The sequence below is a fragment of the Paenibacillus sp. JCM 18996 genome (genome assembly GCF_055392555.1).
In genome coordinates, this window is sequence record NZ_AP043884.1 from 981,151 (window position 1) to 1,007,500 (window position 26,350).

General features: G+C 46.4%; 28 protein-coding genes, 2 rRNA genes, 2 pseudogenes and 1 riboswitch (1 of these 33 cut by a window edge). Of the genes and pseudogenes, 5 read left to right on the forward strand and 27 right to left on the reverse strand.

Translation table 11 applies throughout. The features are described from left to right. Window positions 1–6: 6 nt before the first annotated feature. Window positions 7–168 (reverse strand): hypothetical protein, encoded by a 162-nt coding sequence (locus tag ACZ5N7_RS04775; protein WP_464657887.1) that lies wholly within the window; start codon window positions 166–168, stop codon window positions 7–9. Between the two features lie 50 nt (window positions 169–218). Between ACZ5N7_RS04775 and ACZ5N7_RS04780 the strand changes: the two are divergent. Both ACZ5N7_RS04780 and ACZ5N7_RS04785 read left to right on the forward strand, forming a co-directional pair. Further along, window positions 219–359: pseudogene (locus tag ACZ5N7_RS04780) on the forward strand (IS110 family transposase); the annotation flags it as partial. A 228-nt stretch (window positions 360–587) separates the two neighbouring features. Beyond that, window positions 588–2,999 (forward strand): bifunctional YncE family protein/alkaline phosphatase family protein, encoded by a 2,412-nt coding sequence (locus tag ACZ5N7_RS04785; protein ID WP_464657889.1) that lies wholly within the window; start codon window positions 588–590, stop codon window positions 2,997–2,999. Window positions 3,000–3,082: 83 nt separating this feature from the next. On the opposite strand, the gene ACZ5N7_RS04790 is transcribed toward ACZ5N7_RS04785, so the two are convergent. From ACZ5N7_RS04790 to ACZ5N7_RS04810, 5 genes and pseudogenes are all read right to left on the reverse strand, one after another. Then, window positions 3,083–3,262 (reverse strand): nucleotidyltransferase family protein, encoded by a 180-nt coding sequence (locus ACZ5N7_RS04790; protein WP_464657891.1) that lies wholly within the window; start codon window positions 3,260–3,262, stop codon window positions 3,083–3,085. Further along, window positions 3,262–4,095 (reverse strand): annotated as a pseudogene (locus ACZ5N7_RS04795) (acyltransferase family protein); the annotation flags it as partial. The gene ACZ5N7_RS04790 and the pseudogene ACZ5N7_RS04795, both read right to left, overlap by 1 nt. A gap of 119 nt (window positions 4,096–4,214) precedes the next feature. Beyond that, the gene (gene istB, locus ACZ5N7_RS04800) at window positions 4,215–4,994 is read right to left on the reverse strand and encodes an IS21-like element helper ATPase IstB (protein ID WP_464659088.1); all 780 of its coding nucleotides are present in this window, start codon (window positions 4,992–4,994) and stop codon (window positions 4,215–4,217) included. After that, the gene (gene istA, locus ACZ5N7_RS04805) at window positions 4,994–6,232 is read right to left on the reverse strand and encodes an IS21 family transposase (RefSeq protein ID WP_464654789.1); all 1,239 of its coding nucleotides are present in this window, start codon (window positions 6,230–6,232) and stop codon (window positions 4,994–4,996) included. The genes istB and istA overlap by 1 nt, the downstream gene beginning before the upstream one ends. A 68-nt stretch (window positions 6,233–6,300) precedes the next feature. After that, the gene (locus ACZ5N7_RS04810; RefSeq protein ID WP_464657892.1) at window positions 6,301–6,726 is read right to left on the reverse strand and encodes an acyltransferase family protein; all 426 of its coding nucleotides are present in this window, start codon (window positions 6,724–6,726) and stop codon (window positions 6,301–6,303) included. A 383-nt stretch (window positions 6,727–7,109) separates the two neighbouring features. Between ACZ5N7_RS04810 and ACZ5N7_RS04815 the strand changes: the two genes are divergently transcribed. After that, entirely contained in the window at window positions 7,110–7,535 is a 426-nt protein-coding gene (locus tag ACZ5N7_RS04815) for a VOC family protein (protein ID WP_464657894.1), read from the forward strand. 97 nt (window positions 7,536–7,632) lie between these two features. On the opposite strand, the gene ACZ5N7_RS04820 is transcribed toward ACZ5N7_RS04815, so the two are convergent. The 5 genes from ACZ5N7_RS04820 to rlmN form a co-directional block, all read right to left on the reverse strand. After that, window positions 7,633–8,352 carry a YebC/PmpR family DNA-binding transcriptional regulator gene (locus tag ACZ5N7_RS04820; RefSeq protein ID WP_464657896.1) on the reverse strand — a complete coding sequence of 240 codons (720 nt, stop codon included), beginning with the start codon at window positions 8,350–8,352 and terminating at the stop codon, window positions 7,633–7,635. A 293-nt stretch (window positions 8,353–8,645) separates the two neighbouring features. Continuing rightward, on the reverse strand, window positions 8,646–10,553 hold the full coding sequence (locus tag ACZ5N7_RS04825) for an APC family permease (RefSeq protein WP_464657898.1): 1,908 nt from the start codon (window positions 10,551–10,553) through the stop codon (window positions 8,646–8,648). 117 nt (window positions 10,554–10,670) lie between these two features. Next, window positions 10,671–10,845: riboswitch (cyclic di-AMP (ydaO/yuaA leader) on the reverse strand. A 179-nt stretch (window positions 10,846–11,024) separates the two neighbouring features. Next, entirely contained in the window at window positions 11,025–11,801 is a 777-nt protein-coding gene (locus ACZ5N7_RS04830; protein ID WP_464657900.1) for a Cof-type HAD-IIB family hydrolase, read from the reverse strand. Between the two features lie 207 nt (window positions 11,802–12,008). After that, entirely contained in the window at window positions 12,009–13,067 is a 1,059-nt protein-coding gene (locus ACZ5N7_RS04835; protein WP_464657902.1) for a glycoside hydrolase family 15 protein, read from the reverse strand. Between the two features lie 189 nt (window positions 13,068–13,256). Continuing rightward, window positions 13,257–14,324, reverse strand: a complete 1,068-nt coding sequence (rlmN, locus tag ACZ5N7_RS04840) for a dual-specificity RNA methyltransferase RlmN (RefSeq protein ID WP_464657904.1) — start codon at window positions 14,322–14,324, stop codon at window positions 13,257–13,259. A 152-nt stretch (window positions 14,325–14,476) separates the two neighbouring features. Between rlmN and ACZ5N7_RS04845 the strand changes: the two genes are divergently transcribed. Next, window positions 14,477–15,004: a hypothetical protein gene (locus tag ACZ5N7_RS04845; protein WP_464657906.1), complete on the forward strand. Its 528-nt coding sequence runs from the start codon at window positions 14,477–14,479 to the stop codon at window positions 15,002–15,004. A gap of 66 nt (window positions 15,005–15,070) precedes the next feature. Here ACZ5N7_RS04845 and ACZ5N7_RS04850 read toward each other — a convergent pair whose 3' ends face one another. From ACZ5N7_RS04850 to ACZ5N7_RS04900, 11 genes are all read right to left on the reverse strand, one after another. After that, the gene (locus ACZ5N7_RS04850) at window positions 15,071–16,093 is read right to left on the reverse strand and encodes a C40 family peptidase (RefSeq protein ID WP_464657908.1); all 1,023 of its coding nucleotides are present in this window, start codon (window positions 16,091–16,093) and stop codon (window positions 15,071–15,073) included. A 158-nt stretch (window positions 16,094–16,251) separates the two neighbouring features. Continuing rightward, complete coding sequence (locus tag ACZ5N7_RS04855; protein ID WP_464657910.1) at window positions 16,252–16,407, reverse strand: hypothetical protein; 156 nt, start codon at window positions 16,405–16,407, stop codon at window positions 16,252–16,254. Window positions 16,408–16,447: 40 nt separating this feature from the next. Then, window positions 16,448–17,083, reverse strand: coding sequence for an FMN-dependent NADH-azoreductase (locus ACZ5N7_RS04860; RefSeq protein ID WP_464657912.1), 636 nt, complete (start codon window positions 17,081–17,083; stop codon window positions 16,448–16,450). Between the two features lie 35 nt (window positions 17,084–17,118). Then, window positions 17,119–17,346, reverse strand: a complete 228-nt coding sequence (tlp, locus tag ACZ5N7_RS04865; RefSeq protein ID WP_464657914.1) for a small acid-soluble spore protein Tlp — start codon at window positions 17,344–17,346, stop codon at window positions 17,119–17,121. A gap of 102 nt (window positions 17,347–17,448) precedes the next feature. Next, window positions 17,449–17,709 (reverse strand): hypothetical protein, encoded by a 261-nt coding sequence (locus tag ACZ5N7_RS04870; RefSeq protein WP_464657916.1) that lies wholly within the window; start codon window positions 17,707–17,709, stop codon window positions 17,449–17,451. A 94-nt stretch (window positions 17,710–17,803) separates the two neighbouring features. After that, the gene (locus ACZ5N7_RS04875; protein ID WP_464657918.1) at window positions 17,804–18,427 is read right to left on the reverse strand and encodes an amidase; all 624 of its coding nucleotides are present in this window, start codon (window positions 18,425–18,427) and stop codon (window positions 17,804–17,806) included. Next, entirely contained in the window at window positions 18,388–18,717 is a 330-nt protein-coding gene (locus ACZ5N7_RS04880) for a hypothetical protein (protein WP_464657920.1), read from the reverse strand. The genes ACZ5N7_RS04875 and ACZ5N7_RS04880 overlap by 40 nt, the downstream gene beginning before the upstream one ends. A 461-nt stretch (window positions 18,718–19,178) precedes the next feature. Further along, window positions 19,179–19,700 (reverse strand): GNAT family N-acetyltransferase, encoded by a 522-nt coding sequence (locus ACZ5N7_RS04885; protein WP_464657921.1) that lies wholly within the window; start codon window positions 19,698–19,700, stop codon window positions 19,179–19,181. Between the two features lie 222 nt (window positions 19,701–19,922). Beyond that, complete coding sequence (locus ACZ5N7_RS04890) at window positions 19,923–20,156, reverse strand: hypothetical protein (protein ID WP_464657923.1); 234 nt, start codon at window positions 20,154–20,156, stop codon at window positions 19,923–19,925. Window positions 20,157–20,333: 177 nt separating this feature from the next. Continuing rightward, window positions 20,334–20,990: a bacillithiol biosynthesis deacetylase BshB2 gene (gene bshB2 / locus ACZ5N7_RS04895; RefSeq protein ID WP_464657925.1), complete on the reverse strand. Its 657-nt coding sequence runs from the start codon at window positions 20,988–20,990 to the stop codon at window positions 20,334–20,336. Window positions 20,991–21,008: 18 nt separating this feature from the next. Continuing rightward, a complete protein-coding gene (locus ACZ5N7_RS04900; RefSeq protein ID WP_464657927.1) occupies window positions 21,009–21,353 on the reverse strand; it encodes a YojF family protein in 345 nt (114 codons plus the stop codon). A 277-nt stretch (window positions 21,354–21,630) separates the two neighbouring features. Between ACZ5N7_RS04900 and ACZ5N7_RS04905 the strand changes: the two genes are divergently transcribed. After that, window positions 21,631–22,350 carry a 3-ketoacyl-ACP reductase gene (locus ACZ5N7_RS04905; protein WP_464657929.1) on the forward strand — a complete coding sequence of 240 codons (720 nt, stop codon included), beginning with the start codon at window positions 21,631–21,633 and terminating at the stop codon, window positions 22,348–22,350. A 267-nt stretch (window positions 22,351–22,617) separates the two neighbouring features. Here ACZ5N7_RS04905 and ACZ5N7_RS04910 read toward each other — a convergent pair whose 3' ends face one another. The 5 genes from ACZ5N7_RS04910 to ACZ5N7_RS04930 form a co-directional block, all read right to left on the reverse strand. Then, entirely contained in the window at window positions 22,618–23,553 is a 936-nt protein-coding gene (locus ACZ5N7_RS04910; RefSeq protein WP_464657931.1) for a nucleoside hydrolase, read from the reverse strand. 5 nt (window positions 23,554–23,558) lie between these two features. Further along, window positions 23,559–23,864, reverse strand: a complete 306-nt coding sequence (locus ACZ5N7_RS04915; protein ID WP_464657933.1) for a Dabb family protein — start codon at window positions 23,862–23,864, stop codon at window positions 23,559–23,561. Between the two features lie 894 nt (window positions 23,865–24,758). After that, window positions 24,759–25,052, reverse strand: coding sequence for a YolD-like family protein (locus ACZ5N7_RS04920; protein WP_464657935.1), 294 nt, complete (start codon window positions 25,050–25,052; stop codon window positions 24,759–24,761). A 62-nt stretch (window positions 25,053–25,114) separates the two neighbouring features. Continuing rightward, window positions 25,115–25,231 (reverse strand): 5S ribosomal RNA (gene rrf / locus ACZ5N7_RS04925). A 209-nt stretch (window positions 25,232–25,440) separates the two neighbouring features. Continuing rightward, window positions 25,441–26,350, reverse strand: a 23S ribosomal RNA gene (locus tag ACZ5N7_RS04930) (it continues 2,016 nt past the right edge of the window).

Sequence of the window (26,350 nt, forward strand, 5' to 3'; positions counted from 1 at the left end):
TTTGATTTAGTCTCCGATATTATGGCTATGGACGGTATAAGTTTCCTCTGCGATATTGACTCCGTTGACAAACTCTTCAGCTTCTTCCAACGACATGCCTCTGGCTACCATTTTGATTATGTTGTTGTCACTGTCAAGTAAATCTTTGTTTCGAATCGGTTCAGTCATTCTTTATACCTCCTTGCACTTGATACTATCGTTTACCCAGTGCACCTGGCATTGAAACCAATAACTTGAATTTTTTAGATATTCCCCCGCATAAAAAAACGTTGGTCGTCGGAGCGGACATCGCCAAGAAGATACACGTAGCTCGGGCAGTGGATTTCCGCGGCATTGAGCTCGGGAAGGACTGCGTGTTCCACGAAGTGGGCATCAAGAGAGCGGAGCATCTCTATGCGGCCGCAACCGTTTCTATTGGGCTTACCGAGGGAATAACAGTGGCTCGAATTGAGCTTGCTGGCTTACTAGCACGTCTTTTCCCCATTCATACAGAGCCGGGCCTCTTAACAAATTCTTTAAAATTCTACAGATTCATGCTAAATAAATTGTGGTAATTTTTTTAGTACTAAATTTTTAAGGAGGTTACTATGAAAAAAGGGAAATGGGGACGTTTGGCTGCCTCTGCAGCGATATTGTCTTTATCGTTAGGAAGCATTGTCTATGCCGCAGGCGGAGGTGGAGTTCTGTTTGGATATGTTCCCGGTACGTATTCAAATGCAACCGGCACTTCGGTTTTACCTACGGGTCAAAAAATTACTCCTGCAGGCCAGCAAGTCAATCTCACTCACAACATGCCGCTTGGAATGGATATTTCACCCGACAAGAAATTTATGGCGATCAGCAGCAACGGCGAGGAGAAAAAAGGCATCTCCATTATTGATTTAAGCACAAATCAAGAGTTGTACTTCATTCCCCAGGATCCATTGTTCATAGGTGTCAAATTTTCCAAAGACGGCAGCAAGCTGTACGCCTCCGGGGGCGGTGCCAACAAGGTTTATGTTTATGCCGTCAATATGGTAGACCGCTATTTTTCCTTACAAAAATCGATCGATGTTCCTGGCTTTCCCGGCGGAATGGCGATGAGTCCCGATGGCAACGATTTGTTTGTCGCTGATAATCTGGGAAATACCGTCACAGATATCAATACGGTTACTGACACCGCAGCAGCCTCTCTTCCGACAGGCAATTCGCCTTATACATGTGAAGTATCGCCCGACGGTAAACAGGTTTTTGTTTCCAATTGGGCGGATCGGTCCGTAAGTATTTACAACCGGGTTACACCAAACACGATCACAAATTCACCTGCCGCCACACAAACAGGGCCGATTGCCCCTGCGGCTACGGTTCCGGTTGGTGAACACCCGACGGCAATTGCAATTAGTCAGGATGGCGGCACCGTGTACATAACAAACGGAAATACCGATAACGTTTCTGTCCTGAAAAAAGGGGCCGATGCAGCATGGGTGGAAGATACGCGCATTGATGTCGATCCAGAATTCAAAACACGTTTTCCGACCCAAAAAAATCTTTACAGCGCCGTCCCGAACGCACTTTCTTTAACTCCTGATGGCAAAACTCTTTACGTAGCAGATGGCGGACTGAACGCCTTGACTGTCATCGATACAGCTACACAGGCTGTGAAAGGGTACATCCCTACCGGCTGGTGGCCAAGTGATGTCAGAATCTCATCGGACGCTTCAAAGATTTATGTGCTTAATGCGAAAGGTGTAGGAGGAGGCCCAACTTCTCAGGGTCAAAACCTCGCTTCCTTGATTACCGGTTCCATGTCAGTCATTCCTGTCCCGACAGCGGACAAACTTTCTCAGTACACTAATCAATTCGTTCAAAACAACCGGTACGACAATCCGCCTGATGCAGTAAATAATGTTATACCCAATAAGGAAGGTGCAGGAAGCGACAAAATCAAGCATGTGGTCATGATCATCCGTGAGAACAAAACATACGACCAGGAATTCGGCGATATTAAAGGAGGAAATGGAGATCCCAATCTGGTCATGTACGGAGAAAAGAACACCCCGAATTCGCATGCAATGGCAAAACGCTGGAGTCTTCTTGACAATTATTTTACCGACACAGAAGTGAGCATCACCGGACATTTCTACTTGAACGCCGGTCAACTGACGGATTATGCGGAAAAAACCTGGTCCAACGATTTGATGTGGTCAGATTCATGGCAGTCACGCGTTCCAGATCAAGGCTCTGCAAACGTTTCTTTCCCTCACTCCGGCTTTCTTGTCGATCAAGCGATTAAGAAAGGGAAATCATTCCGCATCTTCGGATTTGAAGGAAAACAGGTCAGTGCGGATCCCAATAACCTGCAAACCATTGCATCGCATACGAGTCCGACTGTGCCTAACGGTTTTGTCATGGGCTATCCGGACACGGTGCGGGCCAAATCAACCATTGAGGATATGAAACAAAACGGTCTATCCGACTTGTCGATCATTTGGCTGCCGGAAGATCATACTCTCGGGGGATTGCCCGGCTACTGGTCTCCTCAATCGATGGTTGCTGATAACGACCAGGCTACTGGAATGATACTTGATTACCTTTCGCACACTCCTGACTGGAATTCAACGGCGGTTTTTGTACAAGAAGACGATCCTCAATCAGGACGCGACCATGTAGAAGGGCATCGCAGCATTTTCATGCTGGCAAGCCCGTGGGCAAAGAAAAACAATGTCTCCCATACGTTATACGATCAATCCAGTGTGCTGCATACCATCGAACTCATTTTGGGACTTCCCTACATGAATCAGTTTGACGCACTGGCTACTCCCATGAATGAACTGTTTATCAATTCGGATGCGTCACCTGACAACACGCCATATGATGCAATTTCACCACAGATCGGAATGGTGTTAAATCCAGACACTGGCCCGTTTGCTGAACGGTCGAAACTGATCAACTGGCAGCAGGTTGACCGTAATGAGAAAGAAGTTCAGTCGCTGCTGTGGGATATGATCAAAGGCAACTAAGTTCCTTTTTCTTTTTTAAACGCAGAAGGACGTCCTTCAGCCCACATGGTTGGAACCAAACGACGATGTCGTTGCGCAGGGAGCTACGCTCCCTGCGGTTCCCCTTTTGGGGATCGCGCATCAACAAGTATACAATCCACATCGGAACCTTCCGTTTCTTCCCCTCTGGCGACGGAGCCTATGAGAATTAATGCGTCATAACGGTAGTGCTGGGAAACTGAATGTGTAAGTAATTCAATGGTCTTTGAATGTTCTGGTGTCATCAAATACCACTTCCTATCTGATCAGACTGGATCGGGATTGACTGTCTTTTCCGTAGTCTATGTGCCCAGTCCAATGCGGGTTTCTCAATCAAGTAATAAGATATCGCCGCAATTAGATATGATAGGCCTAATATTGTCATTGAAAGGATTGCCCAACGTTCTAAGCTGGCGATACCCATGAATTGATAATCCTTGGCCCAATACATAGACATCATCGTGATTATCAAATGGTGCCATAAATATAGGCCGAAAGATACCTTGGCAGTAAATCTGAAGAATCTATTATCGAGCAACTTACGCAAGAAGATGGAATAAGGCGCTGTTACCAATGGAATGGCAATAAGAATAGCAAAGTAAGGGAAGAAGTAAGGCTGGTTCTGCCAGCTTACACTAAACTCCGGCGACTTGCGTAGGATCCAAAGCAACAGGAGCGAGAACAACAAACCTGCACACCCCAAGAAATCAAAGCCGCCTGTACTCGCGAATTTCGTAATCTTGACCGACGGTAGTTGCAATCTTGTCGTGATCCCTGCGGCTACAATCCCTACCGTGAAGTGTCCAAAGAAGCCAATCGGGTTGTAGTTTGGCATCCAATACTTGGCCCCCCCGATCAACCCATATTGCCACCCCCTCTTATCATTCCCAGGAGTAAGCATAGAATGGACCAAGTGATTTAACGCCAGGATGAACAGAAGGACTATGATCCAATATCCCATCGATTTAAGAAAAGAACGTTTCTTTCCAATTACGAACAGTCCCGCCATGAATAGAGGCATCAGGGCATAGCAAAACACTTCAAACCCAATCGACCATAGGGGACCGTTCACATCGGATGGAAATAAAGTGACATAGTGAAAATGTCAACTGCAAACGAAAATTACCCAAAACCGGCACTTGAATTTTCCCCAAAAGGTGCAAGTAGAAGGCCCGCGTGAGGCCGGTGAAAATCTATTTAATTTTCTTTTTCCTCATCCGGATCGGGTCGGAAAAATCCGGCTTTTTTCTTCTCTTTGATTCGGTAGCTCTCCCCCTTGATGTTAATCGTGCTGGAGTGATGGAGGAGGCGGTCGAGGATGGCGGTAGCGAGGACCGAGTCCCCAAAGATTTCTCCCCAGGCGCCGTAAGACTTGTTAGAGGTGAGAATGATCGAGCCAGACTCGTAGCGCTCCGCGATGATCTGGAAGAAGAAGTGGGCGGCAGTTTCATCCATCTTCCGGTAGCCGATCTCGTCGATGATCAGCAGATTCGGTTTGGTGAGCGCCCTCATTTTCTGCGTAATCGTGTTATTGAGATGCGCTTGCTGCAAGGTCTGTACCAAATCGTGTGCGGTGGTGAAATACACCGTGTAGCGCCGTTTAATCGCCTCCAGCGCGAGTGCTACGGCCAAATGGGTTTTACCCACACCGGGCGGCCCCAAAAAGACCAGATTCTCTTGGTGCTCGACAAAGCGCAGTGTCGCCAGGTCCCGGATGCGCCGCTCTTCGACCGACGGCTGGAAGCCGAAGTCGAACTGATCGAGCGTTTTGTGGTACGGTAAGTGTGCCATGCGGGTTTTCATGCGGATGAACCGGTCATGCTTAGCGGACAGTTCCTCCTGCAGCAGCCCATCCAGAAACTCCAGATATGTCCGGTTCTGTGCCGCCGCTTCCTCGGCATGGTGGTGCAGAATCTCCGGAATCCGGCTCCACCCGAGTTCTTCGAAAGCCTCTTGTAACCGTTCGGTGACCACCATCATTGGATCACCGCCTCATTCAGAAACGCCTCGTAGACCGACAGATCGCGCACGACCACGTCGGGCAACGCTTGCTGGACTAAGCGCGGCATGGGCAGCTGCTTGGGCTTCCCGACTGCGGAGCGGATGCCTTCGGAATGCTTGCGGTCGAAGACCACCTCATGGTGCCCAGTGGCTTTGTCGTGTTCGGCGATGAGCTTGTCCCCAGCAAAAATTCGGAGGCGGCCATTGCGCTCATCCTGCACCTCCACTGTTTGCCCCACATACCGCCAGGGCACCGAGTAGCGATTCGCCGCATAGGAGATCAGGGAGTCGGCGGACACTTTGCGGGCATGCCGCTCCGCTTCATCGAAGGGGCGCACATTAAACTTCTGCAGAACTTCTTGCTGTAAACGCTGCAGCGGCACTTCATGCGTGGTGCCGTGGATACGGACATTGGCCACCGTATCGAGCCACAAGCGGGCTTGGATGTTCAGATCGGTCAAACCGGTAAAGGTGCGCACGCGCGGCCAAAAGTTTTTGCGTACATACGCGACACCGTTTTCCACTTTCCCTTTGGTGCGTGGACGATACGGCGCACAGCGCCGGAGCAGGAACCCGTGATGAGCGGCAAAACGGGCGAACCGCTCATTCCATACCGGGTGGCCCTGATCGTCCACACCGGTGACAACGGTTTTCATATTATCGTAGAGCACGGTTTCCGGCCTGCCGCCGAAATACTGCATCGCCCGGACATGGCAGCCCATCAGCGTATCCAGTCGTTCGTCTTCCGTAAATTCGAGGTACATCATCCGGGAATAGCCAAGCACCATGACGAAGGCATACAGCCGTTTCGCCTCGCCCTTCCATTCGACTTTGAAATGTCCCCAGTCCACCTGCGCTTGTTTGCCGGGCGGCGTTTCAAAACGTTCGGTCGCTTTGGCGAGCACCGCTGGCCGCAGTGGCTCCATGAACGAACGCAATAGTCGGATCTGGCCCATGTAGCCTTTGGCTTTGATTTCGTCGAACAGTACCGCTGCGTTCAGGCAGCCTTCTTCCATTCGCGAACGGATGTAGTCTTGGAACGGCGCCAGGATGCTCGGTTTCGGCGTTTGCCGCTTGTAAGCTTGCGGACCGTCTTCCCGGAGCCACTTCCCGATGGTCTTCCGGTCACGGCCGAGTTCCTCGGCGATTTGCGTCTTGCTCATTCCTTTTTGTGTCATGTGCTGAATCACGTAAAACTCCCCATTCCTGATCATTGTCTCTCCCCCATAAGGAAGAGTGTCTGCCGATTATGGGGAATTTTCAAGTGCCATTATTGGGGATTTTAGCACTGCCGTTCACAAAAAGCGGATGTGAAGGTTAAACCGGCGGCGGCACGCAGCCAGAAATGTTCACTAGGAACTTTAAGCAGAAGTACAATAGTCATGCAAATGAGAAAGACGAAGTAATAACCTGGTGCTATTCGCACTGCACGTCGGAATAGATAGTATTTTATATCAGGGAGACCCTTCTGGTCCAAGTAGTTCCGCCAGAAAGGAATAGACAATAAAAATCCGCTTAAGACGAAAAACACGCTCACACCCGCATTGCCCGCAAGCAGCAAAGACTGTATTTCTTGAACCCAGCCGAATTGTTGCCGCATCGACAAACGTTGGGCGATATGATGAAAGATCACCGCTAAGCATGCCAGCGCTCTCAGTCCGTCGGCCCCGCCCAAATGAAAATAGTCTAGATTTCCGCTTTTGTTCATCAAAGCTCATCCTTGTCTCCCTTCCCGTTAAGCAGTTGAGTCATATATTCGCCCCCTTTGCTAAAATACCTTCAACTACGGCCGGCTCATGACGAAGCCCGTAACTCCCTAGTGGAATACGGGCTTCTAAATATGGTCATGTAAAGTTAAATCGAAAATCTAATGGCTGTATGCCGCTCATGCAGCGGGCGCTGAACGGGATCTGAATTCACAGATTGCAAACATACGTTCTATGTTATACAATAGAATTATGGGTAACAATGGGAGGTGTAATGGTTTTCATTGTCAAGTATCAAACGGTGCGTGCCCTGGACGATTATTAAAAGTATGGAGCATGGTAGAAACGAACAAAAATCAATTAGAACCTAAGGAGCTGAATAATCATGACACTACGATTGACCCCCTATTTAGTGATGGATGGAAATGCTAAGGAAGCAATTCAATTTTACGAAAAAGCATTGGATGCTAAACTACTCTTTAACCAAACTTTCGGTGAGATGCCGGAAAACCCCGAATTCCCTTTACCGGCAACTGCAAAGGATCGTGTGGCACACGCTATGTTAAAAGTTGACGAATCGGAGCTTATGTTTTCTGATACATTTCCAGGTCAGCCCCATCAAAGTGGAAATCAAGTAACTATCTGTCTCTCAACTAACGACGCGGAAAAATCAAAACGAATTTATGAAGCCTTGCAGCAAGGTGGTCAAGTGAACATGCCGCTGCAAGAAACTCATTTTAGCCCATCTTTCGGTATTGTAACGGATAAATTCGGTGTAACCTTCCAAATTTACACAGAGGGTCAACAATAAATTATTGTAAGCTTTTCTGTTCAACATTACTCCTGTTCGTAATATGAGGTCACCAGATCTTTCTGGTCGACCTCATTTTTCATGACAGGAATTCAGATTAATCAGTAAAATCCACATTGTAGTATACTTGTTGAACGTCTTCCAGCTCCTCTAATGCATCTATCATTTTTTCAAATTGTGCCTGGGTGTCTTCCGGAAGTGTTACGTAATTTTGTGCGAGCATTGTTAGTTCCGCTACCTTAAATTCAGTTATTCCGTCATTCTTGAATGCTTCTTGCAGTGCTTGGAACTGGTCAGGTTCAGCATAAACGATAACGGACTCATCTTCTTCAAAAATGTCCCGTACGTCTATATCCGCTTCCATTAATATCTCAAATACTTCATCTGTGGTTTTACCCACCAGGCCAATGACAGCAGTTTGATCAAACATATATGACACTGATCCGCTTACACCCATGCTCCCGCCGTTTTTATTAAAAGCAGAACGCACAGCCGAAGCGGTACGGTTCACGTTATTTGTGAGTGCATCTACTATCACCATGGATCCATTTGGTCCAAAGCCTTCATATCTGAGTTCTTCATATATTTCTTCTGAACTTCCTTTTGCCTTCTCAATCGCACGGTCAATGATCGCTTTCGGTACATTGTACGTTTTGGCTCGCTCAAGTACAATTTTTAGGGCTCGATTAGATTCTGGATCCGGCTCTCCCTTCTTTGCCGCTACATAAATTTCAACTCCAAATTTGGCATAAATTCGACTCGTATTTGCGTCTTTTGAGGCTTTCTTTTCTTTAATATTGTTCCATTTACGACCCATGCTGTTCCCGCTTTCTTATTTTTACTTGTTCATCGGTTATGACTGCTGCCATCTATAATATTAATACATTATGGAAACCAAAGTAAAACTAACAATAGCAGAGTACTTACTATCGCCATCTCCTCCACTGGATTCCTTTGTTAACTTAAAGTGACAAGACCTAATTCTCGACCTCAAAAATGGAATCAACGATAATTGGAAGATTGTCTCTTACTGACACAGCCCCGAAAACATCAGCACAGTGAATATCCACGAATTTTAGTTGTTTGGCAATACTTGGATTGTTTTAACACCTAGTCATGCAGATGGTAAGGCACTGTCGTAATAATTACATCTTTATGGCGAAAAAACCAGGAACGGATCAATAATGCACTTTGATTATGGAGAATATGGTGCCACCATCTTCTCGGGATAAATTGCGGCATGATCAAATGAATATGATCCGGCTTGCCTTCTTTTACTTCCAACCGGTGTATATATCGGCTTAATGGGCCAAGGATGGAACGGAACTCGCTCCGAAGCGTGATTAACTTGCAAGGATTACCCCATTCCTCCCATTTTTTCTTCATCCTCTCGATCGATTCATCGTCAAAACCGACATAAAGGGCAGCAACCTGCGTATCCAGACTTTTGGCAAATGATACGGTGTTATTTACTACTCGATGCACACCAGACACTAAAACAATGGTGACAACACGGTGCGGACTCGGCAAAGTGGTTTTCGGATCTATGCGAAGCTCCTTTGCGATACAGTCATAATGCTTGCGCACGGCGACCGAGAAGCCAATAATGAATGGCAATATGATTAACACAATCCACGCGCCGGCAAGAAATTTTGTAATGGCCACGACTACCGTCACCAAAGCGGTGATTATTGTACCTATCAAATTAACTGAGAACTTGGCTTTCCACATAGGGCCTTTCACCCTTTTCCAACGGATGCATAATCCGATCTGGGCAATGGTAAAAGATAAGAAAACGCCGATGGCATACAAGGGAATCAATGCGTTGGTTTGCGCTTGGAACACGGCAATGAGAATACAGGCGAATCCGGCGAGCAGCAAAATACCATTTGAATAGCCCAACTTGTCGCCGCGATTGGTGAACGCTCTTGGCAAGAAGCCGTCTGCCGCAACAATGGCGGAGAGTTGAGAAAATCCGGTGAAAGTCGAATTGGCAGCCAAGATCAGGACGATAAAAGTCGACCAAATGATGATTTGATATAAAATTCCATGGCCAAAATAGTGTTCTGCGAGTTCAGACAGCATTGTCTTGTCCGGATTAATTTGAATGCCTTGGACATAAAGATGATAAGCGATTCCCATTAGAGTAAGTCCGGTTATTGCTCCCAATGCGATGTATGTCTTGATGGCACTTTTTTGCTGGGGATCGCGGAACACCGGAACAGCATTGGATATCGTTTCTATTCCCGTCAATGCCGAACAGGCGGAACTGAAAGCTTTTAAGATCAAAAGCATCGTGATGCCTTCCGGCATAGTTCCAAAAATTGGAGTTGAGGGTTGGATAAAGCCGAATCGAAGTTCATCAGCGAAGCCCATAAAAATGACGAGCAGCATGCTTCCCATAAACCAAAAGGTCGGCCAGGCAAAGATGCTGGCAGACTCCGCCACGCCACGCAAATTCACGATAACTAATAACATGACACACAGCAGCGCCAACGTAGTTTTGTAAGGTGCGATCACAGGATAGGCCGATGAAACCGCCTGAATTCCCGCCGACACGGAGACAGCTACGGTTAAGATATAATCCACAAGCAGAGAGCTGGATGCGACCAAAGATGCCCAGGGTTTCTTGAAATTATCTTTAGCGATGGAGTAAGCGCCCCCGCCGCTCGGATAGGCAATAATCCCCATAATGTAAGAAACAATGAGTATAGCCAATAATAAAACGGTTGAAGCCGTAATTGGCAGAATGAGCCATTGAGCTGCACTCCCCAGCCTCAGCAACTCCGTCATTCCGGCTTCGGGACCGTAGGCAACAGAAGAGTATAAATCTGCAGAGAGTATTGGTAATGCGATGACCCAAAACAATTTGTTATGTTTTGCGTAAAGTTCACTGGTTCGCATCGGACGGCCAACCAACACCCTTTTGAAGGAAGTGAAGTTAGACACGGCATACCAGATTGCCAGAACTGCCAATAAAATAAAGACAGCTTCCAATAGTTGTACATGATGGATCATATCGAACCCCCAGCTGCAATTAACGTAGTTTTCCAACTTTCCCCATCGTCTCTGCTATTTCGCATAACAAATAACCACAGAGGTATCCCCTGTGGTTCCAATCGGAGCCCAAGTTGTTCACCCTCTCTAACAACGCTTACGAGGTTAGCTGTCGGATTCGGGCGTTCAGAGTCGCCCTACATTGACGCTCTTAATAAGTGTCAATGATTCACCCCAAATGACGAATGATCATTCATTCGCTCATCAGATGGTTCCCCCGTTTTCCGCTTCGGAAATTCAGCGAATAATGGCTTTGAATTTTTGTTACGTGGTATATCATAATCCTATATCGAGAAAAGTGAAAACAGCAAAAAATACAGTGATATGAAAAATAATTATTATTTTTATCGGTTAAGCGTATTCAGTTCAATATATCTTTTATTATCTGCCTTTTTTCACGCTATTCCTCTTGAAATCATGATTAAGTACAATTCACAGAAGACCGATTTTTTTTAAGCCGAACATTATACCGTCTTCGTGAACAGGTTTTGTTACAAAGTCTGCAGCTTGTTTTAGAGCAGTTTCGGCGTTTCCCATCGCAATCCCCACACCGACTAAACCCAGCATTTCTATATCGTTATAACCGTCGCCAAACGCAACAGCCTCGCTTGCAGAAATATCCATCATTTTTAACATCGCTGTAATGCCCACGGCTTTGCTGACGCCTTTTGGAAGAATATCCAAATCAAAATCATTGTAACGGATCCGGTCAATTCCCATTGTTTCGAACCTATATAATTCCTCTTGTTGCTGAGGGCAATGTAAATATATTTGATAAATGTCCTCATTATCATAGTCCAGGTGTATATCCTCCGGAACACTTACATTAAAGTAACCGAAGTAATTCGTTAGTCTGGCGTCCTCTCTGACGGAGGGTGAAAAAACGGAATATGAAGCCTGCAGAACGCTTAAGTGTGACAATTGGACACATTTGCCGATAATTTCACGCACATACTCCATCTCTAATTTTTTATGAAAAATAATTTCATTTTCATGGTTTGCAATTGAACCATTAAAAGAGACATAGGAATGAACGCCAAGTTCTTTTGCGACCGGAGCCGTGAAGTACGGTGACCTGCCCGTAGCAAGTACTACTTTGATTCCTTTGTTCAGCAGTTGATTGACCGCAAGCCTTGTACTGCTTGGTATTGTTTTGTTTTCAGTGAGAATAGTGCCATCGATATCCAGAAAAACCACTTTCACTGCCACATACAGTCCTCCTTTTTGTTCATTTTATTATTTTAAAAGTTTAAACTCTTTTTATCAAAACTTTTTATATAAATTTTTTGTAATGCCGGCGAAGGAACACATCATAGAAAAAACCGCACCGAATTATATTCGATGCGGCTCACAACTTTGCGTTATTCCTCCATCTGTACGCCGGGAATCGGTTGCCCGGGTCTGCGTCAATCACAATCATACGCGCACCACAGCTCCAATATTTACGGCTTCCTTCGCCAATATATACATCGCGCTGCTCCAGCCAAGAGGTGTGTTAGGATTCGGCACTGCCGTCCCTGCATAATAGAGTTCCGGCAAAATCCCTCCTTCTAACGCTACTTCCTCGGTCCGGCGGATGTAATGCAACGCTTTTTCCGTGTCGCCGAACGTATGACAACACAGAGCCAGCCATGGCAGCCCGAACGTCCATTCCGCCTCTGTTCCGTAATAGAACGATTTCTGTTCGTACCGTCCGTGCGAGCTTTCTAACGTAGAGTAGTAGCTGTCTCCAGCATAACGGATAACTCCTCGTTTGCGCAGCAAACTCGATTCCACCTTCGCTATAATCCGTTCGGCCACGTCCGGGCCGACAAGGTTATAAGGATAAATTAACGATAACTGCGCCAAGTCCACGTCTTTTGATGCACTCTCACGGTCACCAAGCTCTCTCAGCGCCGCTATTCCGTTATCTATTATTTCCAGCGGAACTTCTACAGTGTTAATCAGGCTGATTAAGCCGGCAACGCACGCGCCGATTGAACTGGCGTGGAGTTCCATGTCCTCCTCCCACATTCCGTTGTCGGGACACTGCCAGTATTCTATACATGACAGGTACGCGACAATTTTGGCAACGATTCGTTCATCCGCATTGTTCCGGAGCATTTGCTTGCCTGCGGCAAGTCCGGCGCCAATGCCGAACAGGAATGCGCCGATGGCATCAAGCTGATTATGTCCCCAAGGCTCATGCGTGATCTCCCTGACATCATCCGCAGAGAAACGGGAATGGATAAATTGCCACGTACATTCAGGCTTTACCTTGGTATGGTATTCGATTTTATCTTCGTATTCCGCGAATAGGTCGAGCAAACGGTGATATGTCCGTTCATAGGTATCGCAGGGTTTATCTAGGTAAGGCATTGACATGTATACGCTATCCCGGATCCATACATAGTTATAGTGCGTTGACGAAGATGCCAGGTAAAGTCCGTGTGGCAACCGTAAGCTATCGAGTATTTTGTAACTATCCTTTAACATTGGAACCCCCCCTGATTTTGGTAAATATTCCTGTATTTCTTTTATAACCACTTCGCTTGCCTTCGACACCTATCCCGCCAAATTAGTTAGCGTTGCTCTCTTCATACTATGGCAGCGGGGCACTCTCTTGTTCAAAAAAAAGGCCGCGATATACGCGACCTTTGATCGGATAATGTGTCCTTTTTAAAGTTAACTTTCTATGGTTTGTTTGATCTGTTTGCTTCTTAATTGTCCGCACGCCGCATCGATATCCACTCCATGTTCAAGTCGAACGGTACAACTGATACCTTGCTTTTTCAATGTGTCGTAAAATGCGCGCACCGCTGACTGCTCGCTTCTTTGATATTGACTGTGTTCATCCACAGGATTATACGGAATCAGGTTGACATTGGCCAGATGCCGTCTTTCGCCAATCAATTCAGCCAGCTGCTCGGCATGTTCCCTGCGGTCATTTACATCCTTCAGCAGAATATATTCCAACGTAATTCTCCTGTTTGTTTGTTCCAAATAGTAATCGATCGATTTCATTAATTTTTCAATGGGAATGGCACGATTTATTTTCATGATCCGCGTTCGAAGCTCGTTATTTGGCGCATGCAGCGAGACCGCCAGGTTGACCTGCAGATCGGTGTCGGCGAATGCAATGATTTTATCGGCAAGACCGCTGGTTGAAACAGTGATATGTCTAGGACCGATAGCGAGCCCTTTGTGGTCCTTGATCACCCGCAGGAAATCCACCAGGTTTTCAAAATTATCAAAAGGCTCTCCAATCCCCATAACGACGACGTGGGTTACTCTTTCGTCTTGCTTCTCCTGGTCCAGATGCAGTTGTACTTTCATAATTTGTTCTACAATCTCGCCACAGGACAAGTCACGGCTTTTGGAAAGCAGCCCGCTCGCACAGAAGCTGCATCCGATATTGCAGCCTACTTGAGTTGTGACACACACCGACAGACCGAATTTATGCCTCATCAAAACCGTTTCTATCAGATTGCCATCCTGCAGCTTGAATAAAAACTTGATCGTTCCATCCGCAGATTCTTGCTTAATATGTTCGTTTAAGGTTTGAATGACAAAATGGTCCGCTAATAAGTTAATAACTGCTTTATTGACATCGACCATTTCCGAAAACTCTGTTACCCGCTTCCTATAGAGCCAATCCCAAACTTGCAATGCCCGGGATTCTTTATGCCCATATTTCATAAGCCATGCCGTCAGTTGATCCAACGTCAATCCGTAAATCGATGCTTTATTCATTCGGTACCCTCTTTTCAATCCGTCCTGTTCCACTTGAGCCGCCGAAACCGACCATTTGTTTATTGTGCCAAAAAATTTACATTAAAACAAGCTGGGTTATTGATCAACCGTCCATTATTTATTTATAATCAATTGGAAGGAGTGATTGTATATTGTTGGTAAAAATCAAGCGTGAAGAGTTCGACATTTTAGATGACGGGTCTCTCGGGTCGGCGTGCTTTCAACCTTTGCTCCAAGCCTATAAGGATATACGGACACGTAGGGATGACGAGATCCGGTTTTATTCAGCACTGACCAAAGGACAGCGATCGCTTTTTATCTTCCGTGCTTATCATGAACACGTGAGTAAATCTCCAGCCGACTTATATTGGTGGAGCGCCTATTTTATGGCTCAAGCGGGAAGATGGCCGTCGTTAAAAAGGGGACTGAGCTATTTCGAGGATCATGAAGCGGTAAGTTTTGTTGAGGATATAGAGAAGGTCCTGATAGAAAGCGGCCACCCCGCAAGTGTGGAAAATTTCAATCTCTCAGCCCAGGACCTGCAGAATGATCCGGACATGTTGTCTTCTTTCAACTCTTTTTACGCCAGGTACCAACAAATCTCACCGGCAACGATCCAACGCATAGGGCAGTATATTCGCAGCAATTCCAGCGAGTTTATACTTTATGAAAATCAATAAATCATTGCGCGCTGAGATAAAGCCGCTTAGTATGATTCATTTCTGAGGGCTTTATCACTTTCTTCGTTAAAAGGCTATTCGGCGGGCGGTGACAAAGGTCTGGTCCCAATAGCCTTGATCCAGCGGGGAGATCACTACCCCGAATTCAGCAGCGGCAGGTGAAGCATGAATCATCTTCATGTTGCCAATATAAATTCCGACATGGTCAACTTCCTTGTTGGTTTTGAACCTGTCGGCGACACTGAAAAACAGCAAATCACCTTTACGCAGCTCGTTGCGTCCCACTGCAACCCCCTGGGTTGCCTGTGCCCTCGATTCCCGTTTGAGGATCACGCCAAATTTCCCATATACATGCTGAGTGAAGGAAGAGCAGTCGAACTTCCTAGTTTCAGCGTAAGGACCTGCACCGAATTCATAAGGCGCACCCGCGTATTTTTTAGAGGCTTCAATCAGGTTATCCATTTGAGTGCGTTGGGCCGCTGAAAGTGGAATCTTCGGATCCTCCGCAAATGCCAATCCTCTGTCAGCTGCCCGCGCCTCCGTTTGGCCATTTCTGTCTGTGTCCATTCGGTAGCTTCCGCCGAATTTTTCTCTCCTGACCTGTTCCTGGATATGCCCGCTGTAAAAGGAGGGATTGCTGAGCAGCCGCGCCTGATTTCCGGCGATACTAAAATTCACGTCATCACCAAAAAGCTCCTTTAAAGTAGTGACAGGCAAATAGAGCTCTCCATCCACCAATCTGGGCGCTTTGCTCATAGTGAGCGTTTTATCCGCTTTGCGGGCTTGAAGGGAGTCTGCTGCCACTTTAAAAACCGGATCATGGTTTCCGAGCTCATAGGTTTTCGTTGCCGCGTCCCACTTGTCCATATAATTCATCGCTCTGGCAAAATCTCTGGAGTGGAAATACGGAACACCATTGATATTTCTCAAAGACAATACGTAATGATCGCTGCTTAGATCAAACACATTGCCATGATCTGCGGCCTGCTGCTTCGTTTGAGAGGCTTTATTTTGAGGCTTGCTGTGCGAGCAAGCTGTTGAAACACACAAAGCGGCTAGAATTGCTGCTGCTGTTTTTCGATTGAGCATACAAATCCCCTTTCTAGGTAAAAGATTCCCTAAAGGATTTATATCTATTCCCTCAGCAGAACGGAGAAAAAAATTGGGGACAAAACAAAAACCCGCCGGTGCGGGTTTTTATCATTATGTGTACAATACTATATTCTTTGAACGCGCTTCAAAAAGGCCTACACCACGAAAGGATTCGTTCCTATGTAACGGCGCCACTCTTCATTGGAGGCAGGCTCTTCATTTTGATGTACTTCGTTACCTTCAGCAATTTCTTCGGATAACTCCATACTAGAGGAACCGTCGTAATACGTGGAAAATTGATTGCTGGACATATTTTCACCTCCCCAGGTCTATTGAAGCAGCCATAGTGTTCTAGAATCGTTTCGCGGCGTCTTTTGCTTTTGAAATGGCGTTCTCTTTAATCGATTGGGCTTTGTCGGGCATGGCCGCCATACCTTCCACAAAAATGCCCTCAAAAGAAGGAACACCATGGAAATGCATGATTTTCTTCAGATAGCTGTGGCCACTTTCAAAGCTGGCAGCAGGTCCTTCACTGTAGACTCCGCCGCTTGCTTGGATGTGGATCGCTTTTTTGCCGCCAAGCAAGCCGACCGGTCCGTTTTCGGTATATTTAAACGTCTTGCCCGCAATACAAATGGCATCGATATAGGCTTTAAGCGTCGGCGGAAATGAAAAGTTCCACATTGGAGACACAAAGACATATTTGTCGGCTGCAATGTATTGCTCCACCAATTCGTTCAGGCGGCCCACTTTTGATTTTTCTGCGGCCGATAGTTGGTCCAAAGAAGATCCGGAACGAAGTTTCCCCCATCCGCTAAAAACATCTGCGTCAATATGCGGGATATTCATTTGGTACAAATCCAGATGGATCACTTCATCCTGTGGATTGGCTTCCCGATAAGTGTCTATGAATTCTTTTCCCACAGCCATGCTGTAGGAGGCTTGATGATCGTGGGGATGTGCAGTGATGTACAGTACAGTCGCCATCAGTCGAAACTTCCCTTCTTATTATATTTTAGAATTTAGGACTGCCGCTGATGCTCGGCTTCATCCTTGATTTCCGAACGGAAAGCGTCCAGACTTTGGCGACGGCGCTCATTTTTTGATTCAATCTGTTGTCTTTCCTGCGGACTGATTTCTTCTGCATGTTCGTTGAGATACTCTTCCGCTTCTTCCATGTTAGCGATCGTATGGTTAATGCTCTTCTGCAAATGTTCCACATTGTCTGCACGATTATCTGGCTTTGCCACTGTATTCACGCCTCCCTAAGTGTTTTAAACTGAGCGCAGTGTAACCGCGCCAATAAATACGTTGTCACAACAGACGTCAAAATATTCACCATAAAAGTTTCTCTATATATTCCCCAGGTTTTGCAAAGTCTCCTGATCCTCTTCCAGATCTGTCTTCGCTTGATTGACCGCCATTTGATCGCGGTTCGTTTCAGCCTGATCGACTGCTCTTTCCGCCCGTTGCACCGCGGTTTCCGCTTGCTTGATCAACTGTTCGCCGGGATGGCTCTGCGCTTGGGTCACAGCATTGTGTGCGGTGTTCACCGAATTTTGCGCTTGAGATAGCTGACTTTGCGATTGTAAGCTGGAATCGTTGCTGCTCATTTTCCGTTCGCCTCCTATTCTATCCATACCTTTGTTAATGTGGATGAAAAGCAAGGTTTTTATACCGATAAAAAAAGAGGGATCATGAGGAGATTTATTGTAACTTAGGAGGGCAGCGATGTTTGGTCGCTTGTTCAAAACCGTAGGCTACCTTCATCAATGTCGGTTCGCTGAATGCCGTGCCCACAAATGTTACGCCCTGCGGTCCTTTTGTCGTATAGCCGCCTGGGGTGGTTATTCCGCTCGCGGCATATCCTGCAGGAACGGTAATCAAGGGATACCCGGCCCTTGCTGCAAGATCGGAGCCGCCTTCATTTCCCAGAAACAGGAGTGCATCCAAACGATGCTGCTCCAAGGCATAGTCTATCCCCTGTGCGCGCGACATTTGCATATTTTTCATTTTGCTGTCCAGATAATCTTGTTCCGTCAGTTTGCCGCTTGTTTCCTCCGACCAGATCAGTGTGGCTTGCCCATACTTCAACGCTGTTTCCGCGTGTTGTATATTAAATGCTATAACCTCTTTCAATGAATGGACAGGCACGGTTGGATCCAGCTTCTCTAAGTAATCATTGAGATATTTTTTAAATTCATAACGCAGCACATTCCAATCCCATTCCGTCTGTTCGCATGGAAGCTCAACCGGATCTACAATCGTCGCGCCTGCCTTTTTCAAAACTGCTATGGCCGTCTCAGCAACAGCAAGTCTGGCCTCATCCAAATTTTTATCGTCATGTTGGTTTTTGCAAGTAAAACGGCCCCTGCTGAACGCAGTTGAGAAGCGAACGGTCCGCGGCTGCCTTTCTCTTTTCGCTCTTGATCCAAAGACTTCGCTATCTCCACTGCGTCCGGATTGATTTCTAGAATAGTATTTATTTTGGGATCATATTTACGGATACGCTCAATGTAGGCCTGGACAAGATTTGCCGAACTGAATAGGCCTGCTTCCATAGCTTCCTGCATTTTGGCAATATCCGCTTCTACTATCCATTCATCAACTTTATTATTCACTCAACCATCCCCTGACATAATTGCACTGCCTTTAACTTATCACAGATCCTTGACCCATTAGAAGGAAAGTTTACTTATAGTGATTTACAGCCGGGGCTTGATGCTCTCGCGGGTATAAAAAATGTTGTTTTGTAGACACTACTGCATGTCCCCCACAAAAGGACACTTTGGCACCTCGAACGTTAGTTAGTCAACTTCAAGGAAGGATGAACTTAAAATGCAGGGTTTTCTTCGAATATCCTTGATTTTATTATGTATTCTTTTCACTGGCTGTGCTCATTCTGGCGGCAGGACTGGCAGCCCCTCGACTAAAAGCAATAACACCCTGCCGGTTTCGCCGCCAGCAACAGTATCGGATAAACATCCTACATCTCCTGCTAAAGATATGGCGGTACCGAGAACGTCTGATGAAACCCAGGACCACGACCAATAAATCCCGGTATCATATAGTAAAAGATTTATCACTGAGTCCAACTTGACAGCTGGGCTTTTTTGATTTCAAAGCTCTGATAATACAATTTCTCATCCCTATAATCCTTGTATTTCAAATTATAGGCTTCATACAGGCTGGTCCAAAATTTTATCGCCGCCTCATTTTGGTGAAGCTCTCCGAGAAGATACTTGCCCGGGTAACGCCTCCACAATTGCTGAACGGCTTGCTTTCCGACACCTTTTCTACGGTATTTCTTTAAAATGAAAAATTCGCTTAAATAATAATCCTCCCCCGTTTTTGGGGCAAACTGGCCCGTCTCCAGGAGGATGAAACCGGCTAAAGTATGGTTGGCCCGAATTAAGAACGGCATGAGCCCTTCGTTCTGCCAAAATGAATCAAGAAAGGAAATATCGAATAAGCCGTTGGCATCCACATCTGCTGCCGTAAACGCAGACAGGTCGTGCAGATATAGCGGATATAAATTCTTGACTATATGTTTCTCCCGGATATTCGCTTGAACGACTTGCACATTGTATGCATTCATCTCCATAAAAGTTCTCCTTTACCCGGCTTTGTTATATCGTACCCAGTTTTTGGAGAAATCATGAATGACTGCTTGCATGTAAAATTGCTTGTAAACCTCCTTTCAAACGATAAAAAACCGTGTAGAGTCAAATCTACACGGCGTGTCTCGGGGAACCTGCATCTCATACCATCTCACTTAGAATGATTTCCTTTAGATAATTCGTACATTTCGAACGAACATTCATTTTCACTTTTTTCTATCCTGCCGTTTATCTGTATTTTCGCTTTGTGGTTTACGCGACGTAGTAACAACGTTGTCCATTTCTACTTCGCCGGCTAGATGTCCTTCCGCTTCTGCTCCTGTTTTGCCGTCTTCAGCTTGCTCGACCAGAGTCAGGCGAGGTTTGTTATATTTCGTGTTCTTTTCTTCTGCCGGATGTCCTGCTTTAGCTCTGCTGGTTTGTGTGTCTCCTGTTGCCATTTTGTCAGCACATCTCCTTTGGTCATTGGATTTACTTAAAAGATACCGTCTCACTCTTTAACCGGACAAGCAAACTTTGAAACCCGACAGGCAAAAAAAGATCCCCGCGGACGGGGACTCGGAAGTCTAAATATTTATATTATGGCACGCTGTTGCGGCCTCTTCTTTACATGTACATCAATCAAATTGATAGGTCCAGAAACGTTCTGTTCCAAAGCGCCGCTGGGTTTCTTTTTTATTCAATTTGCTGCTGCCTAACAATTCAGCGGCTTGAAACTGGGATTGATGAGCTTGTATCGATTCCATTTTTTGCTGCACAAAATCTTTTACGTCATTCACGACATCAGGCTGCCCCAGAACAAGCTCACAGTCTTTTGAAAAGGCGATGCAATGGACGGTCGGCCTTTGGTCTTTGGGCAACTTTTCAATCGTTCGGATCACAGCCTCCCCGCATGCATCATGGTCGGGATGAACGCTGTGCCCCGGGTAAAAGGTGACGACCAGCGCAGGATCAATCTCTTTGATCAGAGCCTCTATCCGTTTGTCCAGCTGCTCATGATCCTCGAATTCGATCGTTTTATCATGAAAGCCGAGCAGCCGCAAATCCTGGATGCCAATGGCCCGGCAGGACTCCTCCAGCTCTTTCTTGCGTATGGCCGGAAGCGTTACGCGATTGGCGAACGGCGGCACGCCCATATTCCGTCCCATTTCGCCCAAGGTCAAACAGGCATATGTAACTTTAGCTCCGCCCTTTATGTGCTTGGCCAGCGTTCCGGACAGACCGAAAGCTTCGTCATCCGGATGCGGCAGTATAACAAGAATGCGTTGTTCCATAGTATTACTCCTCTCCTTCTAGAAGGGCTCGCGGCTTATTTGCAAGGATACTACCAGCTTGCCTTGAGTGTCATGGCCGGCCAGAAGCAGTGTTTCCGTCTGAGTCTCGTCCCAATGGGTAAGCCCTTCCGAGTATACCCAGCCCTGCGACATTCTCAAGCCGACACGGTAGGGCCCGTTTCCGGCAATTGTCCCTTGGGAATAGCGAATAACTGCATTAGTAATAAAATTGGCTGCCGGATGTTTGGAGCTGTCGTGGTGCGAGGCGTACGCTCCTGTGGTCATTTCAAGATGAATATAAACGTTCTGGTCTTTCAATGCATCGATCTTTTGCTGCACTGTTGCTTTATTGATGAGCTGCATCTTTTTTTCCTCCAAGGATGACGACAAGGCCTATAAATTTTCAATCAATGAACTCATTCTAACATATTCAAACTTAAAGAAAAAATCGCTTTTGTAAGAAATTCCTATCAATATAGGGACGCGATCAAGGAAAAATGAAAAAGGCCAACCGGAATTACGATTGAGCTAGTGCGTGCAGCAACCACATCGTTTGTAATCACGTTCATTTATAAATATAATGGTTCAGAGGAAAATTTTTTCACAAAGAAAGAAGAATGGATAAGGGAGAGTGACGAGAATGAAGCTCGAGAACAAAACCGCCATTATAACAGGAGCAGGTAAAGGCATCGGCAAGGCAACCGCGATCGCTCTGGCCAAAGAAGGAGTCCGTCTCGGTTTGTTAGCAAGAAGCAGTACCGATCTTGAAGCCTTGCAAGGTGAATTAAAAAACAGCTATGGTTTAGATTCGTACTTTGCCACTGCGGACGTTTCCAACCAAACCGAGGTTAACTCGGCGATTAACAAGCTGATTGAACAACTGGGTTCCGTCGATATACTGATTAACAATGCCGGCACCGCCAAATTTGGCACATTGCTTGACATGGATCCTGCAGAGTGGGAACGTATCGTGCAAGTGAATCTGATGGGAACCTACTATGTGACTCGCGCTGTATTGCCGACTATGCTGTCTCAAATGCAAGGATATATCATCAACGTGGCTTCGACGGCCGGAGAAAGAGGCGCTGCTACAGGTTCCGCCTACTCCGCTTCCAAATTTGCCGTGATGGGATTGACGGAATCTCTTTTCCATGAAGTCCGGAAATCCAATATCCGCGTCACCGCCTTGACCCCAAGCACTGTAAATACAGAATTAGCGGCCAACGCCGGGCTCAAAATAGGCGATGATGACCGCATGATGCAGCCTGAAGATGTCGCCGAGCTCATTACAACTACTCTTAAGCTGCCGCCGCGCGTTGTCGTGAAAACGGCAGGGATCTGGACAACAAACCCGCAATAATATGGACGTGCTTCGGAGAGGATCTCTGTGTTTTAAAAGCTAGAGGAAGTCCACTATAGCGATTAATAATAAGCAATTGAATGTGATGTCAGACATTTTATTAGCAATGGATAGAGTTTTCAGAATACATCTGAATCTCTATCCATTCTTTTGTTGAAGGTGCGCTTTCCTATGGGCAGCGGCTCCAATGACGTTAGTTTGAGCCGGAAGCACATTATAGCCGGTGTGGAAGCGAGCCTCTGGAGGCTGAAAAATAAAATACTTTTTTCACCGCACATTTCCCTGTTGAGAAGTGGAAATTTTGGTGAATAAGTCTTTGAAAATGCCGTCCCTGTTCATACTCCAAACGTAACGGATAAAATGTCGTGAAGCATCAAAGCTCCAACGGAAATCCTCGGAAAGCAGCGGGCTGTTAACCAGGGAACTTGACGCTAAACTCTCGTTGTTTAAATAAGCGATAGTAGCAATGTCCCAAATGACACGTGTGTAAGCAAAATGGTCTTTATTGCATTTTTCATAGGTTTCGTATAAATATTGGCCGATTTCGCCCATGTCTTTCACATAGTCTCTCAATTCCGACAAAGAGGTTTGCAGATGCGAGGACACGCCCATGCATGGCACCAATACTAAGGGCACGCCGCTGTCCAAAACGATTCTCGACGCATGCAGATCTTGACGCAGGTTAAATTCCACCGTATTCGGCCAGTGAAGGGCATGTCCCCCCAGCCAGACTATGACGATTTTCTCTATCACTTTCGGTTCCATTAGAATGGCCGACGCCACGTTCGTGATCGCTCCTATGGCTGCCACATACAGCGGATCATCCTCCGGGGAGGCCATAGCTCGTTCAACCAGGTCACGTGCCGCCGCGCTGTCTACAGGTGTAGCCGAATCCGGCAAATAAGCCTCCGAACCCGTATACACGGGATATTCTCCCTCCAGGCCCATGACGCTCAGAATTTTCTTCAGCTCTTGGTAGCTTTTTTCCATTCCGTCTTTGGGACCTGATGACAATTCATTATGAAAAGGTGCGGCGTAGAAGGCTTCAACCTGCAATCTCTCCTTGGAGTGCAAAGCATAAATCACGGCGAACTGATCGTCTATCTCATTGAATGTATCCGTATCCAAAACCATTCGCACTCTGCCCTGAGGGTAAACGAGCCTATGAAGCCGTTTCTCCTGAGACATGGGAGGAAAGTTCATACCAATCACTCCCCCATCGGATAATCCACTACAACGACATTGTCCAGCAGCCCATCCAAGGCACTTACAAATTCCTGATGTACAGGATGTGGTCCGTACTCTTGAAGCGCTTCCATATTTTCGAAGGTGACACGCAACCCCAAGCTGTATCCGTGTCTATTCTCCACTTCTCCCGTAACGTTCAGACCTGCGCTAAGATCGACGATCCCTGGAATTTTTCCCTTAAAATCAAGCAGCATCCGCAGGAGATTCTTTTCTGCGTCCTGCGAAATGGATTCCTTGAATTTAAAAACTACCAAATGTTCAAACATAGCATGCTCCCCATTTCTCTTATGTAATAAAGGCAACGCTTTCATCATATCACAACAGGGTGTGCTTAGCATGAGAATTTGCAACTCCGTCGATTTTTGCCTGAACGGGATCCCTCTCTGCTGAATCTACTTTCAGACATCGCAAAAACGCCCAACGTGGAGCGAGCCAGGCGCTTAGAAACTTAAAACGGTCTTTTTGGTTTGAAATCCGCTTTTACCGCAACATAAGCAGCGAATAAAACAATGAAAATTAGAGATTTAACAACTTCCTCTTCCACTTTATTTTCTCCTCTCCTAAATTTATTTTCATATTTTATCGTATATCATTAGAAAAGTTGCTCGAACGCCGTTGTCGAATCAAAGGATTTTTTGTTATTCAGCAATTTGTGACAATCGAAGAAACGGGCGAGAAGCGGTGAGCATGCTCTTTTTTGAGAGGACTCCGCATCGCGTCCAAATACAAAAAGAGACCCGCATCAACGGGATGCGGGCCATAAGATATATATTTTAAAAGGGGGGTCTTAGTCCTTATTATAAACTGCACTCATTACATTCAGGTGAACAACATATTTCATTTTCATTACAAAAATCGTCAGCGCGATAACAGATTCTTCATCGATTGTCTTGCTTGTCGTTCTTAATTTGCTTGCAGATGTGTACTTTCGGCGACCAGCATTTGAACTGGTATTTTGGACTGGTGGCGTAGCCCAATCGGCCGCAGAAAAACTTATCCCGAGTGTCTTTACGAATTTCATAATGGATACAGGTTGCACAGCAATGATAATCTTTCATTTTGGACCGGTCACTCCTTTGTACTTATTGTATCACGTTTAAACGGTAGTAAAAGAAAAAAGCCGACCGCATGAGCGATCAGCTTCCTTTGATTTTTAATCCTTAATCCACGTTTATTTCCACACTAAGTATGTTGTCAACCGAAATCCAATCCATCCCTCTCTCATGGGAAAAATTGATTTTGTGATGGTCTTGGTCGATGCTCTTTACGATACCGGTTATTTCTTTATTGCTATTTTCATTCGACAATCTAATGGTAAGAAAGCGTTGATTGTAAAACGACTCCGATGCGATTGACTCGATTACCCGGGTATCCTGGTCACTATGACCTTCTTTAAAAAGTATCAACTTAACCCCTCCCCAAAAGTATCTAAGTACTGGCTGCTGTCTTACCAAGCCTGCGGTGCAGAAATGGAATTTACAACAAAAACACCTCTCCTATGAGCAGGTGTTTTTGTGCTTGGCGATGTCCTACTCTCCCGGGACCCTGCGGTCCAAGTACCATCGGCGCTGAAGGGCTTAACGGCCGTGTTCGGTATGGGTACGCGTGGTTCCCCTTCGCCATTATCACCAAACGTTATTCTGTTCAGGTACAACCTCGCCAAAGGCTGTTTCCAAACTCGCAAGATCCTCCCGGAATCCACTTGAGTTTGTTTATTCCCTGAAAACTAGCAGCGAAACGTACGTAAAGTCTTTGTTCTTTTAGTTCCCTTCAAGTGGTTTGGGGCTCCCCGAAAAGTAATCGGAAGATGCTTCGAAGCCTTGCGTCACTTTCTTGGGTATTATGGTTAAGCCCTCGACCGATTAGTATTCGTCAGCTGCATGCATTGCTGCACTTCCACCCCGAACCTATCTACCTCGTCGTCTACAAGGGGTCTTACTGAATTGGGAAATCTCATCTTGAGGGGGGCTTCACGCTTAGATGCTTTCAGCGCTTATCCCTTCCGTACTTGGCTACCCAGCGGTGCTCCTGGCGGAACAACTGGTACACCAGCGGTACGTCCATCCCGGTCCTCTCGTACTAAGGACAGCTCCTCTCAAATTTCCTGCGCCCGCGACAGATAGGGACCGAACTGTCTCACGACGTTCTGAACCCAGCTCGCGTACCGCTTTAATGGGCGAACAGCCCAACCCTTGGGACCTACTTCAGCCCCAGGATGCGATGAGCCGACATCGAGGTGCCAAACCTCCCCGTCGATGTGGACTCTTGGGGGAGATAAGCCTGTTATCCCCAGGGTAGCTTTTATCCGTTGAGCGATGGCCCTTCCATTCGGTACCACCGGATCACTAAGCCCGACTTTCGTCCCTGCTCGACCTGTTTGTCTCGCAGTCAAGCTCCCTTCTGCCTTTGCACTCTTCGAATGATTTCCAACCATTCTGAGGGAACCTTTGGGCGCCTCCGTTACTCTTTAGGAGGCGACCGCCCCAGTCAAACTGCCCGCCTGACACTGTTCCCGATCCGGATCACGGACCCAGGTTAGAACCTAGATACGATCAGGGTGGTATCCCAACGTCGCCTCCGCACAAGCTGGCGCTCATGCTTCTTAGGCTCCCACCTATCCTGTACAGATCGTACCCAAATTCAATATCAAGCTGCAGTAAAGCTCCATGGGGTCTTTCCGTCTTGTCGCGGGTAACCTGCATCTTCACAGGTATTAAAATTTCACCGGATCTCTCGTTGAGACAGCGCCCAA

Coding starts and splice junctions, on each gene's coding strand:
- ACZ5N7_RS04860 (WP_464657912.1), bottom strand. CDS start 17,083: ATGGCGACTGTACTGTACATCACTGCACATCCCCACGATCATCAAGCC.
- bshB2 (WP_464657925.1), bottom strand. CDS start 20,990: ATGGAACAACGCATTCTTGTTATACTGCCGCATCCGGATGACGAAGCT.
- ACZ5N7_RS04915 (WP_464657933.1), bottom strand. CDS start 23,864: ATGTTTGAACATTTGGTAGTTTTTAAATTCAAGGAATCCATTTCGCAG.
- ACZ5N7_RS04900 (WP_464657927.1), bottom strand. CDS start 21,353: ATGCAGCTCATCAATAAAGCAACAGTGCAGCAAAAGATCGATGCATTG.
- ACZ5N7_RS04810 (WP_464657892.1), bottom strand. CDS start 6,726: ATGAACAAAAGCGGAAATCTAGACTATTTTCATTTGGGCGGGGCCGAC.
- ACZ5N7_RS04910 (WP_464657931.1), bottom strand. CDS start 23,553: ATGAACTTTCCTCCCATGTCTCAGGAGAAACGGCTTCATAGGCTCGTT.
- ACZ5N7_RS04890 (WP_464657923.1), bottom strand. CDS start 20,156: ATGGCAACAGGAGACACACAAACCAGCAGAGCTAAAGCAGGACATCCG.
- rlmN (WP_464657904.1), bottom strand. CDS start 14,324: ATGAATAAAGCATCGATTTACGGATTGACGTTGGATCAACTGACGGCA.
- ACZ5N7_RS04825 (WP_464657898.1), bottom strand. CDS start 10,553: ATGATCCATCATGTACAACTATTGGAAGCTGTCTTTATTTTATTGGCA.
- istA (WP_464654789.1), bottom strand. CDS start 6,232: ATGATCAGGAATGGGGAGTTTTACGTGATTCAGCACATGACACAAAAA.
- ACZ5N7_RS04850 (WP_464657908.1), bottom strand. CDS start 16,093: ATGCTCAATCGAAAAACAGCAGCAGCAATTCTAGCCGCTTTGTGTGTT.
- ACZ5N7_RS04855 (WP_464657910.1), bottom strand. CDS start 16,407: ATGTCCAGCAATCAATTTTCCACGTATTACGACGGTTCCTCTAGTATG.
- ACZ5N7_RS04820 (WP_464657896.1), bottom strand. CDS start 8,352: ATGGGTCGTAAATGGAACAATATTAAAGAAAAGAAAGCCTCAAAAGAC.
- ACZ5N7_RS04815 (WP_464657894.1), top strand. CDS start 7,110: ATGACACTACGATTGACCCCCTATTTAGTGATGGATGGAAATGCTAAG.
- ACZ5N7_RS04785 (WP_464657889.1), top strand. CDS start 588: ATGAAAAAAGGGAAATGGGGACGTTTGGCTGCCTCTGCAGCGATATTG.
- ACZ5N7_RS04905 (WP_464657929.1), top strand. CDS start 21,631: ATGAAGCTCGAGAACAAAACCGCCATTATAACAGGAGCAGGTAAAGGC.
- ACZ5N7_RS04870 (WP_464657916.1), bottom strand. CDS start 17,709: ATGAGCAGCAACGATTCCAGCTTACAATCGCAAAGTCAGCTATCTCAA.
- ACZ5N7_RS04835 (WP_464657902.1), bottom strand. CDS start 13,067: ATGTTAAAGGATAGTTACAAAATACTCGATAGCTTACGGTTGCCACAC.
- ACZ5N7_RS04775 (WP_464657887.1), bottom strand. CDS start 168: ATGACTGAACCGATTCGAAACAAAGATTTACTTGACAGTGACAACAAC.
- ACZ5N7_RS04885 (WP_464657921.1), bottom strand. CDS start 19,700: ATGGAGATGAATGCATACAATGTGCAAGTCGTTCAAGCGAATATCCGG.
- ACZ5N7_RS04790 (WP_464657891.1), bottom strand. CDS start 3,262: ATGACACCAGAACATTCAAAGACCATTGAATTACTTACACATTCAGTT.
- istB (WP_464659088.1), bottom strand. CDS start 4,994: ATGGTGGTCACCGAACGGTTACAAGAGGCTTTCGAAGAACTCGGGTGG.